The organism is Blautia sp. SF-50, assembly GCF_900101315.1.
GTDB classification, from domain to species: Bacteria; Bacillota; Clostridia; order Lachnospirales; family Lachnospiraceae; genus Blautia_A; species Blautia_A fusiformis.
The window spans coordinates 1-12,115 of sequence record NZ_FMUW01000034.1 but is presented as its reverse complement, the minus strand read 5'-3'; the positions used below and the strand labels follow the sequence as shown (position 1 = coordinate 12,115).

At 40.1% G+C, this 12,115-nt stretch carries 10 protein-coding genes and 2 pseudogenes; 1 reads left to right on the top strand and 11 read right to left on the bottom strand.

Annotated features, from left to right (window positions below; translation table 11 throughout):
- Nucleotides 1–26: 26 nt before the first annotated feature.
- The 7 genes from BLP57_RS14965 to BLP57_RS14935 form a co-directional block, all read right to left on the bottom strand.
- Nucleotides 27–2,051 carry a beta-galactosidase gene (locus tag BLP57_RS14965; RefSeq protein WP_092072871.1) on the bottom strand — a complete coding sequence of 675 codons (2,025 nt, stop codon included), beginning with the start codon at nucleotides 2,049–2,051 and terminating at the stop codon, nucleotides 27–29.
- A 181-nt stretch (nucleotides 2,052–2,232) separates the two neighbouring features.
- Entirely contained in the window at nucleotides 2,233–3,063 is an 831-nt protein-coding gene (locus tag BLP57_RS14960; protein WP_021651760.1) for a carbohydrate ABC transporter permease, read from the bottom strand.
- Nucleotides 3,056–3,955 carry a carbohydrate ABC transporter permease gene (locus tag BLP57_RS14955; RefSeq protein ID WP_022426329.1) on the bottom strand — a complete coding sequence of 300 codons (900 nt, stop codon included), beginning with the start codon at nucleotides 3,953–3,955 and terminating at the stop codon, nucleotides 3,056–3,058. Before BLP57_RS14955 ends, BLP57_RS14960 begins: the two co-directional genes overlap by 8 nt.
- 90 nt (nucleotides 3,956–4,045) lie before the next feature.
- Nucleotides 4,046–5,335, bottom strand: coding sequence for an ABC transporter substrate-binding protein (locus BLP57_RS14950; protein WP_015524390.1), 1,290 nt, complete (start codon nucleotides 5,333–5,335; stop codon nucleotides 4,046–4,048).
- Between the two features lie 319 nt (nucleotides 5,336–5,654).
- Entirely contained in the window at nucleotides 5,655–6,167 is a 513-nt protein-coding gene (locus tag BLP57_RS14945) for a hypothetical protein (RefSeq protein WP_092072868.1), read from the bottom strand.
- An 87-nt stretch (nucleotides 6,168–6,254) separates the two neighbouring features.
- The gene (locus tag BLP57_RS17680; RefSeq protein WP_242872645.1) at nucleotides 6,255–7,190 is read right to left on the bottom strand and encodes a helix-turn-helix domain-containing protein; all 936 of its coding nucleotides are present in this window, start codon (nucleotides 7,188–7,190) and stop codon (nucleotides 6,255–6,257) included.
- Nucleotides 7,191–7,347: 157 nt separating this feature from the next.
- Complete coding sequence (locus BLP57_RS14935; protein ID WP_044961632.1) at nucleotides 7,348–8,448, bottom strand: glycerol dehydrogenase; 1,101 nt, start codon at nucleotides 8,446–8,448, stop codon at nucleotides 7,348–7,350.
- Nucleotides 8,449–8,815: 367 nt separating this feature from the next.
- Here BLP57_RS14935 and BLP57_RS18780 point away from each other — a divergent pair.
- Nucleotides 8,816–8,968 (top strand): annotated as a pseudogene (locus tag BLP57_RS18780) (alpha/beta hydrolase); the annotation flags it as partial.
- A gap of 197 nt (nucleotides 8,969–9,165) precedes the next feature.
- Here BLP57_RS18780 and rhuM read toward each other — a convergent pair.
- From rhuM to BLP57_RS14910, 4 genes and pseudogenes are all read right to left on the bottom strand, one after another.
- Nucleotides 9,166–9,285, bottom strand: a pseudogene (gene rhuM / locus BLP57_RS14925) (RhuM family protein); the annotation flags it as partial.
- A 42-nt stretch (nucleotides 9,286–9,327) separates the two neighbouring features.
- Complete coding sequence (locus BLP57_RS14920; protein WP_092072862.1) at nucleotides 9,328–9,720, bottom strand: arsenate reductase ArsC; 393 nt, start codon at nucleotides 9,718–9,720, stop codon at nucleotides 9,328–9,330.
- Complete coding sequence (locus tag BLP57_RS14915; protein ID WP_330389484.1) at nucleotides 9,717–10,124, bottom strand: arsenic resistance protein; 408 nt, start codon at nucleotides 10,122–10,124, stop codon at nucleotides 9,717–9,719. The genes BLP57_RS14920 and BLP57_RS14915 overlap by 4 nt, the downstream gene beginning before the upstream one ends.
- A 16-nt stretch (nucleotides 10,125–10,140) precedes the next feature.
- Entirely contained in the window at nucleotides 10,141–11,814 is a 1,674-nt protein-coding gene (locus BLP57_RS14910; protein ID WP_442855627.1) for an HD domain-containing protein, read from the bottom strand.
- Nucleotides 11,815–12,115: the final 301 nt, after the last annotated feature.

Genomic DNA, 12,115 nt, shown 5'->3' with positions numbered 1-12,115 from the left:
CTTTTGCTGTGATTTTTTTACTTTGATTATTTTTTCCGCTTTAAGATCCTGGTGGCAAGCGGAGCAATATTTTCATCTGTTGATCCGTAGAGAACTTCGTAATCCCCCGAGACAGAAACTGTTTCTGTCTTTTCTCCGAAATTCTGGATAAACAGATATTCCGTATCCTCATTTTCTCTGGTTGTCACAGAAATACCTTCCGGTATAAATGCAAACGGCATCTTCACACCTGCTTCCTCTGCTGCCCTTCCCAGAAAGTCCTCATAAAAGGCTGCTTCCATATCTGCCGCCACATAATAAACATGGCCCTTTCCGTATTTCTTGTGAGTCAGTACCGGATACCCCTGATAGAAATCCCTTCCATAACGCAGCAGCACTTCCGCACCGGAAACCTCTGCAAGTTCACAGAGATTTTTGCAGGTATAGCTTTCTGTAATTCTGAGATGATTTCCTGTTTCCGGGATACCTACGTTTTCTTCCCAGTCATAAAGTGCATCGATCTCTTCCGCACGGATACCGGCTGCTTCCATCAGCCCGTGAGGGGTTCCCTCCAGATAGCATTTATCTGTTTCATCTACAAGTCCGGACCAGTAGGAAATTACCAGAGTACCACCGTTTTTTGCAAAAGCGCGAAGCTTTTCGGCATATCCATGATAAAACATGTAGGCCATCGGTGCCGTTACCAAACGGTACCGGGACAGATCATGTTCCATATTGATGATATCTGTATTATAGCCTTTTCTTCGGAGAGCACGATACTGTTTCAGTACATTTTCCTGATAATGCATATCCTCGTTTCGAGGTCCCTGCGCATCCTTCAGCGCCCAGTCATTTTCCCGGTCATAGAGAACAGCCACCGGAGACTTCGTCACGCTTCCAGCAGTTTCCCGGATCTGCTCCAACGCTTCTCCTACCTCTGTCACTTCGCGGAAAATACGAGTATCATCCCCACCGTAGTGATCGATCACCGCACCATGGAATTTCTCAGAGGCTCCCTGGCTCTGACGAAGCTGGAAATACAGAACACTGTCTGAACCATGAGCAACTGCCTGCAGAGAGGCAGCCAGATGTATTCCTGGTTTTTTCAGCTTGTTGATAGGTTTCCAGTTGGTCGCAGAGGGACAGGATTCCATCAGAAGAAACGGTGCTTTCTTGATGCTTCGCATAAGATCATGCTGCATGGCTCCGTCCAACGCTGTGGTATAATTGTCTTTTTTATGCCAGCTTGGATAATTATCCCAGGATGCAATATCCATAACATCCTTAAATTTTTTATAGTCCAGTCCGTTGTAGTCATACATCAGATTGGCAGTTGCCGGAAGCTCGGAACCACCTGCACGGATCGCAGAAATCTCATGCTTCATAAAATCCACAGTCCTGTCTGTAACAAAACGTTTCCAGTCCAAGGTAAGTGCATGAAGAGCATTTTCCCCCTTTGGCGAAGGACTTTCGATCTGATCAAAGCTGTTATAGGTATGGCTCCAAAATGTTGTGCACCAGCTGGAATTTAAATTTTCGATGGTCCCGTATTTTTCTTTCAGCCATTCCCGGAATTTTTCCCGGCACAGAGGACAGTGGCATTCTCCGCCATATTCATTGGAAATATGCCACAAAAGCACTGCGGGATGTTTTCCGAAACGTTCAGAAAGCTTCTTATTAATATTGTAGACTTTTTCCCTGTATACTGGAGAAGTATAACAGTGATTATGTCTTCCACCGAAAAATCTTCTCGTGCGATCCGGATCCATGCGAAGAACTTCTTCATATTTATCTGCCATCCATTTCGGTCTTGCTCCGGATGGTGTGGAAAGTATCGTATAAATTCCTTCTTTATACAGATTATCGATCACTTCTTCCAGCCAGTCAAAGTTATATCTTCCCTCTTCTGGCTCCAGCACTGCCCAGGAAAACATTCCCATGGAAACGGTATTGATATGGGCTTTTTTGAAATATTCGATATCTTTTTTCAGAATATCCGGTCTGTCCAGCCACTGCTCAGGGTTGTAATCGCCACCGTGCAGATAATGGCTGTATCTAATCTGCTCTGCCATTTTTTATCTCCTTATGATTTGATTCACATCAAGCGGACAAAAGCATCCTCTTCTCTGAGAAAATTTATACCAGACAACTGATCCACAGTTGATCTGGTATAAAAAGAATGCTGCGTGATCCAGTTAAAGCATATTATACAATATACCTACAGATTTCGGCAGCATCCTTTTTGTTTTAAAATTATTTTACAGCTCCGGTAATACCCTCTGCGAACTGTTTCTGTAATACGAAGAATACGATCATGGTCGGAATGGAACAGAATAATACGCCGCACATCAGCATGCCGTAATCCGTTACATATCCTGTGATCAGATTGGCGATCAACATCGGCATGGTCATCGCCTTATTATCTGTCATGATTACCTTCGGCCACAGATAGGAATTCCATGCATTCATAAATGTGATAACTGCTGCCGCCGCATAAGTAGATTTCATAGTCGGGATAAACATCTGGAAAAAGATCCTTACCTCGCTTAATCCGTCAATCCGTGCTGCCTCAATGATATCGATAGGAAATGCTCTGGCATTCTGACGGAACATCATGATCATAAATGGTGTGGAAATGATCGGAAGGATAAAACCTACCGCTGTATTTAAGAGTCCGGCTTTTGAAAACATCTTAAATAAAGGAACCATCGTTGCAACCTGCGGAACCATCATTGCAAGAAGCAGGGTGGAAAACAGTCTGTCTTTCCATCTGTCATGATATACCTCAAAGCCATAACCTGCGATAGAACAGATCAGAAGGCAGATCACTGTAGTAAGAACTGCATAAAACAGAGAGTTTCCAAGAGCTCTCCACAGCGGCTGCTGTGCAGTCAGGTTTTTAAAGTTCTGCATAAAATATGTACCCGGAAGGATACGGCCTCTGGATACATCTGTGGATGTATTGGTTGCCGCAGAGATCATCCAATACAGTGGAAATACAGAGATAAATGATACGATGATCAGAAAAATATATGTAGGGATCAATCTTCTCTGAATTGCGGATTTATTCTTTTTCTCAGTCACGTGTATCACCTACTTTCAAATTGATAAAGGCCAGGATCGCTACCATGATAAATATGATAAATGACATTGCTGCCGCATATCCGAAGTTTGGCACGTTGATGAAGCATGTATTATAAACATAATGGGACATTGTGATGGTTGAGTTCGCCGGGCCACCTTTTGTCAGGTTGACAGACTCATCAAACAACTGCAGTGTACCATTGATCGACATAATAAATGTCATGATAATTGTCGGTTTCAGAAGTGGTACGGTAATTTTCCAGAAGGTCTTCCAGCCATTGGCACCATCGATCTTTGCTGCCTCGTATACAGAATATTCAATATTCTGAAGACCTGCCAGATAGAACACCATGTTATATCCTGTCCATCTCCAGATCAGTGCGATGATGATCACGATCTTTGCACTTGTGGAGTTACCCAGGAAGTTATAGCCAGTTGTTAAAATTCCAAGTTTGATCAGGATGCTGTTGATCAGACCGTCTGTTGCAAACATAGAACGGAAGATCAGAGAATAAGATACAAGAGATGTTGCACATGGAAGAAATACACATGTACGGAAAAAGCCTTTAAATTTCAGATCCTTGTTATTCAGAAGCTGTGCAAGCAGGATCGCAAGGACCAGCATGATCGGTACCTGAATAATAAGATACAGGAAAGTATTGACGATGGACTGCTGGAATACCTTATCCATCATGATACGTTTATAGTTACTGAAGATCGGATCCGCAAACCTCATGTTTGCTCCGGCACCTGTCTGTAAAGAAATGATAAATGCGCGGATCATCGGATAAAAACTCATGACAGCGATCATAATGGTTGCCGGTGCCAGAAAGATCCAGCCGGCCGCTCTTTGTTTCGCTACCAGAGACATGCCACTTTTTTTGGAATTCACAGGAACTCCTCCTTTCAAACATCTAAACCTTTACATAAGACAAGGGACTGCATGCAGTCCCCTGCCCTGTATTTCATTAATATTTCAGCTTTACTCTGTCATCTTGAATGCCAGTGTATCCTGTGCTTCCTGAAGTGCAGATTCTTTATCTGCGCCGTTTACAATATTAACAACAGCTGTGTTGATGCACTCTCTTGCCTCATAGTGGTACGGAGTTTTTGTAAATTCCGGAATGTGTGAAGAGTACTCTACAATTGTTGAGAAGATCGGCTGGTTATTGAAGAACTCGCTTGGCTCATTGTAAACCTCAGACTCACCAGCCGGCAGGTAGCAGGAAATTGCACCTGTTTCCGGAAGGATTGCATCATAGAAGTCTGTGCTGGAACCAAATGTGCTTGCAAGGAAGTCCTCAGCAAGCTCTACATTCTTGCAGTTGGATGTAATGTACCAGGAAGATCCGCCATTGTTTGCATAGTTTGTAGCTGTATCAACGCCGTCAACCTTCGGCATTGTTGTGATCTGCCACAGACCCTTCTGATCCTCTGTTCCCATCAGTGTAGCTGTGATCCAGTTACCGTTAACGATACCGGCAGCCTCTCCGCCTGTGATTGTGGAGATGTACTCATCCCAGTTATTTACTAATTTAACAACATTGTTCTTTACAAGATCCACATAAAGATCTACGCATTTCTCTGCTACATCGTTGCCAACGATATAAGCCTCTCCGTCATCATTTACGAAGTTTGCTCCACAGGACTGGATCATCATCATCAGAGTATCGCCACCTGTTGCTTCACTTGTAAGGAGATATTTACCTGTTTTTTCGTGAACGTCTTTTCCGATCTCCATGAATTTGCTCCATGTGATATCTGTAAGATCATCAATGGTATATCCTGCTTCTTCCAGGATATCTGTACGATAGCAGGCAATTGTTGCACCGTTATCAAACGGAACTCCGTAATGTGTGTCATCTACCATGGAGTAGGACTGTTTCAGTTTTCCGAAATCATCCCAGTTGATATCCATATCCTTCAGATCTGTAAAAGCATCCGGATAACTCTTCAGATATTTCTGATAGCTGTTGTCCTGCATCAGAACGATGTCCGGAAGTGTGCTGTAATCTCCGGCGTTTGCTGCTGTTGTAAGTTTGGTCTGGCAGTCATCAGAAGATGTCTCAACTACATCAACCTTGAATCCTTCGTGATCCTTTGCATACTGCTCACCTGCAATATTCATAGCCTTGATGTTGAAGTTCTGATCCCATGCCCATACAGTCAGGGTGTTATCGTCATCACCTTTTGCATATACTGCTGTAGTAGTTGCAGCAAAAGACATTGCCATGATACCTGTCATTAATACTGCGAGTAATTTTTTCTTCATTTACTTTTCCTCCTTTATTAAGCATTTCCCGTTTGCTTATGAATAGATTATAGCATCCGTATTTCCTCTATAGTTTGCAGAATTGTTCATATAATATGCAATTTCAACCATTTTATTGATTGTGCACTATTGTCACGCTATATTTTTACAAAAAATATGCACTTTGAGGATTTTTTCTTTTTACATTCGTCAGGATGCCCAAAAAAACCTTCTTTTTTGACATTGTGCGAACATTTTTTGTCAAAAAAGAAGGTTTTTGTTTCTATTTCATAAAATTTTATGTTGTTTTTCATACATATTTCACAAACATTTCTGCATATTATGCAAAATAAACCCTTTCAGGAAACTGCGTTTTCATCGTATGCAGCATTTCCTCTGTCAGATCCAGAAGAAGTTTTATTTTACGTCCATCTTCCTGAATGATCATGGTATAGTAAGGCACATCATCTTCATAAGAGGTATAATCGTATTTTTTCAGTTTCTCCGTTCCGGTATTCTTTTTATATTTTGCCACTTTTTCATGATAGTGAGGTGCTGTCACTTCCATCTCCTCAAGCTTCAGCACGTGAGCTGTTTTACGATATTTTTTACCATAGATCACATCTATGGTCAGTTGTCCGTTTTCCATAATATATTCATAGTCTCTCTGGCTGAATATGTCATAAGCAAAGTAAAGCAGCGCCAGAAGAAATCCCGGAAGCATGAATGCCTGAGAGATCGTGATACCCATCAGTACAAAAATTGCCGCAAAGATCACCATTACTTTTCTGAGAGCTCCTGACATATGTTTCTTTTTTCTGGAGACCTGCTCCACAATCCTGTAATCGTACATTTCTTACCTCTTTCTATCTGCCTGATCCGCATACAGTCTGATATTTCTATTCTGTCGTGACAGATCCACAGATCTGGTTTTGTTGTTTTACCAGCCTTCCTCTGAATGGATGTCAAACTTAAGAAGCTGCTGTTCATAGTTCTCCGGACGTTTTCTCCACTCCAGAGGTGTCATTCCCGTAACCTGACGAAAATTCCGGTTAAATGTGGAATTGGTGGTAAAACCACACTTATGTGCTATATCTGCAATTGGCTGATCTGTTTTTTTCAGATAATCACAGGCCGCCTGGATACGGATCGTATTGATGTATTCCAGCGGACTCATCTTCATGTAAGTCGTAAATATCCGGCGCAAATGAGTTTCACTGATATGACAGTATTCTGCCAGTTCGTCAATACGAAGATCCTCCATGTAATGATCAGAAATATATTCCTGGAACCTGGAGATCATATCTATGACTTTTCCTCTGCCTTCGCTGCAACGTTCTTCGCCTGAATCCCGGTTTATCCTTGCGATTTCCACAAGAAGCGATGCCAAAACTCCCTTAGCTTCTTCCAGATAAAATTCCTCTCCATCCCGCATGATATCCAGGATCTTAAGGATCTTACCTGCCATGGATCGGTTTTCTTTTTCATTCAGAAAAAGTGATCTGGAGTTGATCCGCTGAACGATTTTTTCTTTTTTTACCGAATTATTAATAAATTTATCCAGGAATCCTTCTACATCAATAAAAAGATACTCCCAGCGGCTGATAGTTCCAATATCACTGTTTGTGGTATGTGGATAATTGGATGGGATCACCGTAAAATCCCGGTCATGAAACTGTACCTTATCCTCTCCAAGTATCATAAATCCCTGTCCTTCATAGCAGAATCCGATTTCCAGATAATTATGAAAATGGAGATAATCGATATCGTTCCCATAATTCTGAACCCACTTCTGTCCAAGCAATGCAAGGATGGGGCTCCCCTCCGGCATCTTATAATATCGAAGCTCCATTTTGGGTTTTCGTTTTTTTGCCACAAATATTCCTCCGTATGTTTTCTGTTCCAATATTTACTGATCTTTCTGTTATATTACAGCCATACATAAAAAAAAGCAACCTGCAGGATAACAATACTTGATAACTCTTGTTTCTGCAGATTGCAATTTTTATATCAGCTATTTACTTTTTATCTGTTTATTCCTCATCCAGGTAATATCTTCCATATGCATCTGCCGCTTTGATTGCTGCAAATACAGTTTCCGGTGTAACTTCAAATGGCATGTTGTGAAGTGTATCATTCTCCGCACATGCAGTTGTGGCAACTTCCATAAGCTGCTCATCAGTTACCTTCCCAGCTCCAAGCTCTGCCAGAGTAACAGGAAGTCCTACTTCAATGCACCATAAGATGATCTCTTCCAGATCTTCCTGGGGAATATTCTCCAGTACCAGCTGTGTGATGGTTCCGAATGCAACTTTTTCTCCATGATACATATGATGGCATTCTTCCAGTACAGTAAATCCGTTATGGATCGCATGTGCACCTGCAAGTCCTGCACTTTCAAAACCAATTCCAGAAAGAAGTGTATTAGCCTCAATCACTTTCTCAACTGCCGGTGTGCATACGCCTGCTTCCAGAGCTATCTTAGCTTTTACGCCCTCATCCATCAAGGTATTAAAGCAAAGTTCAGCCAGTGCCATGGCAGCCTCTGTTGTCTTACCTCCTGCACAGGAAGTTGCTCCGCTTCTCTTACATGCCCTTGCCTCAAAATATGTTGCCAGTGCATCTCCCATACCAGCCACAGTAAGACGAACCGGCGATTTGGTGATGATATCTGTATCCATCAGAACAAGATTCGGATTCGCCGGAAGAAACAGATATTTTTCAAAAACTCCTTCTTCTGTATAAATAACAGACAAAGCACTGCAAGGGGCATCTGTAGATGCGATCGTCGGACAGATAAATACCGGTGTTCCCGCATAGTATGCAACTGCCTTCGCTGTATCAAAGATCTTTCCTCCACCAATACCAATGGTAAGATCACACTGCTCATCTTTTACGATCTTTACCAGACGATCAATCTCACTGTTACAGCATTCTCCGTTAAAATAATCAAAAACCACCTCACAGGTACTCTCAGCAAAGCTCTCTTCGATCGTTTTACCGATTCTTTTATATCCGCCTTTACTGATCAGAACCAACGCTTTTTTTCCGCTCTTTGCAGCATAAGTTCCAAGATTCTTCATTTCTCCCGCACCCTGTAAATATTTGGACGGACTGATTAAAATTTTCGCCATTTTATACTTCCTTTCTTTGTTTTCAGAAGTCAGCCTCCGCATCCGGCTTTTGTATTTATATTATAATTGCTGTATTTTTTTATTGCAAGGAGTATTTGAGGATTTATATTACCAGCGAACAGTAACTTCACCTGTTCTGAAAAGCTGTTAAGCAATTCCTTTTTCTCCCGTTCAATCTGCTATCCTGCATATGAAAAAAAACATTGCAGTGCCCATCCAAATTTGCATCGTTTTGGAATTTACAGCTTACGACTTCTGCATGCGGAACATGGTATATTTTAGGGGACTTAACTGATTTGATCAAAGTGCAGCGTTTTATGATATTTGGCATACTGTTCAAGCAGATTGCTCCATTTTTCACCTTCATCCTTTGCCGGACAATGCCCCACAGTTTGTAAAAGATTATTATGCTTACTATAAAACCGAGCGTGGTTATCATCCTCGTTCTCTTAATTCCAACAACGGATGGAATATGACATCTCCGCTGTCCTTTATGAATATGAAGTCCGTATTCTACTCGGTCCCGGAATCGATGTTAGAAAAGGTATGACTGCTACTTTTAACGGTTTACCGTTAGACACAGAATCCGTCAATTTGAAGTTCCTAAGCGTACAGTCCTATGACAATGGTGCTGTCTGGCTTCGGTATGCTCTGCACTGATTGTTCTGCAAGCAAATCGTAATTTCACGTAAAAAGCAAAACCGGCAACATGGATTCTTTACGGAACTGTACGGCACGCTCGGAATTGACCTTGAAGCCTACGGCAATGATCATTTGAAGGTTATAGTGCTTGGTATCGCGTGTGACCTGACGAGAACCTTCGGTTTGAACTATTCTATGAATGACAAAACACCCTGCATTGCTGCAGGATGTTACTATTTATAGACTATTCTTCAATTGAATGATTTTATCCTCTATTTCTTTGATTACTTCTATGAAATCTTTGTCAGATTTTCCTGTCGGATCCATGAGTCCCCAGTCATCATCAAATGGTCTGCCTATAAAAGGACATCCAACATCGCACCCCATTGAAATAGCTATATCAGGATCAGGTATTTCATCAATAAGCTTGCTATGATGACCCTTTGCATTCATATCTATTCCATATAGTTCTTTTACAATTCTGACTGCATCCTGGTTAATTTGATCCTTTAATTCTGTTCCGGCTGAATAGCACTCTAGATAATCACCGTACAAATGATTCCCTATAGCCTCTGCCATCTGACTTCTGCATGAGTTGTGAACACAAATAAATGCTACCTTCTTTTTCATGACTTAAACCACCCTTTCGTGTTATTCGCTACTTTCACAAGTGCAAGCATAACAGGAACCTCTGTGAGTACTCCTACAGTTGTAGCAAGAGCCACCGGACTTGTTGTTCCAAACAAAGTAATTGCTACCGCAACAGCAAGTTCAAAGAAGTTTGATGCACCTATCATTCCTGCCGGGGCTGCTATATCATGTGACATTCCCAATATCTTCGAAGCTATACAAGCAATAAAGAATATAAATACAGTCTGAATTGTAAGAGGTACTGCTATCAGCACTATGTGTAATGGGTTTGATAAGATGACCTCCGTTTGGGATGCAAATATCAAAACCAAAGTAAGCAATAAACCAACTGTAGTTGCATCATCAAACTTATGCACGAAAGTATTTACCCTTGATAAAACCATTACTGACTTTCACTTCTCACTCAAAGCTATTTGCAACTCGGCTAAACGTGTCGGTATTATTTTTTTGAATTATTTCATTCAATATTTTCCAATCAGATGACGAAAGAGTATCCTTAAGTCTTCTACAGATAATTCGATATAAGTTTTCTTCAAAAGTCAACCACTTCTCATCATAAATAATCTGGTCTCTTGCAGAATTTAGATTCAAGTCACTATTTACACCAATATCCAGTCTGAAGGAAAAAGGAAATGGTATTTTAAGGACTGCTTTCGACATCCTATTCGAATAATCAGGAAACAAGTTGTAAGGAACTTCTATTCCATGTATAGATAATGAGGCTTTGGATTTAAACCTTTCCGACCATGATGTATTTGTATCAATTTCACCGTCTTCATCTACTGAAATACTTGTTGATGTTTCTGTAATACAATTAGTTTTATATTTTATATTTGAAGACAAGGTATAAATCTCTCCATCAATTTCAACATCTTTTGATAATATTTCAATTTCCTCTGCTGGCAAGCCATTTTTAATAAGTATTCCTATACAACCTTTCCCTTTAAATCCATACTCTTCACAAATCAAATCAATATCTATTTTACGGATATTTTTTATATTATTCCAAGAATAATCTAATAAAGGTTTTAAATCTAAATCATCAAAATAATCACTTGAATATAATTCGCTTCCTTTGTTTGTTTCAATCTCAATTTGTACTGCTGGATTTGGCACAATGCCTTTTATACACTGCATAAATTCTTCTTCATTCATTCTATCCCACGGATGCACTGGACGCAATGTTAATATAGTATCCGTTCCAGGTTCTTTTTTATTAGAATCCGAAATGACAAAAAGACTTTCATAACCTTCAATCGATATATGCAATGCTTCATCGCACTCGAATCTTTCTCTAATTCTCCTAGTTGTCACTTCCATAGAGTCACATACCATAAAACATGAAAGTATGCCTATACCAAATCTAGATATCGGAGTGAACGAAGATTTGAACGAAACCATTAACTCACTAAATTCTCGAGAGGAATAATATGAGCATCCGACATTGGTGTAATAATTATCAATTATATGCTGGTTCATGCCAACACCATTATCACTTACTCGCAAATAATCAACATTATTTTTTGTATATAATGACACTTTAACTTTAGGGGTGTACTCTATCCCCCATAACTCAGAGAGTTTTTGTCTAAGCAAACAAGCATCAATAGAATTTTGTAACAGTTCACGCAATGCAACTCCTGGCTTACCATACAGCTTAGTTCCCATTAACAAATCAATTATTTGTTTCTTACTTAATGAAAATTTTGTGTCATGGTAACGATAAATAGGCTTTCCTGATATTATATCTTTTTTAGCTTGTATTTTTCTTCTATCTACTTGAGGTGGCAATGAAATTTTATAGACCTCCACATCAATATCCATTCCCTCATCTGATAGATTAGACAAAATAACAGTACCATTCCTCAATTCTTCATCAATTTGATTGCAAAAAGCAAGAATAGTCGCTTCAATTGCAGGGTGTTCGCACTGAGCCGAAAATAAAAGTTTTCTGGGTGATATTGTCCATGCATTTATACTTTGATGCTTTTTCCATTCACTCAACGATACAGGATTTTTTACAGCTAGATGAGAAAACAGAACAGAAGGTGTTCTTTTAGGGTCAAAATCAATTATATGCTTGAATGAAAAAGTAAATTCTACATTCTAATATACCTTGATTTTATGCGGGATTTAATTCTATTTTCGGAGATATACAACTTGATTTTTTTAGTATATAATGCTTTTATACGGCATAAACAGCATAGTTTTTTGCATGATAAAAGGACATCTGGAAATAGTGTGCAGGACTAAATTCCACATGTCTGTTGGAAAGACTAAATTCTATGCAATGAAACTTGCCTGTGCCTGTATTGTTATTATTATTTTATTAATGCTGGTATCAATGTGACTTCATCGGCTGGTATCTCTGCTA

Bases quoted from the DNA above. Each gene is read 5' to 3' on its own strand.
- BLP57_RS14945 (WP_092072868.1), bottom strand. From the start codon at position 6,167: ATGTACGATTACAGGATTGTGGAGCAGGTCTCCAGAAAAAAGAAACAT.
- BLP57_RS14935 (WP_044961632.1), bottom strand. From the start codon at position 8,448: ATGGCGAAAATTTTAATCAGTCCGTCCAAATATTTACAGGGTGCGGGA.
- BLP57_RS14965 (WP_092072871.1), bottom strand. From the start codon at position 2,051: ATGGCAGAGCAGATTAGATACAGCCATTATCTGCACGGTGGCGATTAC.
- BLP57_RS14950 (WP_015524390.1), bottom strand. From the start codon at position 5,335: ATGAAGAAAAAATTACTCGCAGTATTAATGACAGGTATCATGGCAATG.
- BLP57_RS14915 (WP_330389484.1), bottom strand. From the start codon at position 10,124: ATGGTTTTATCAAGGGTAAATACTTTCGTGCATAAGTTTGATGATGCA.
- BLP57_RS14920 (WP_092072862.1), bottom strand. From the start codon at position 9,720: ATGAAAAAGAAGGTAGCATTTATTTGTGTTCACAACTCATGCAGAAGT.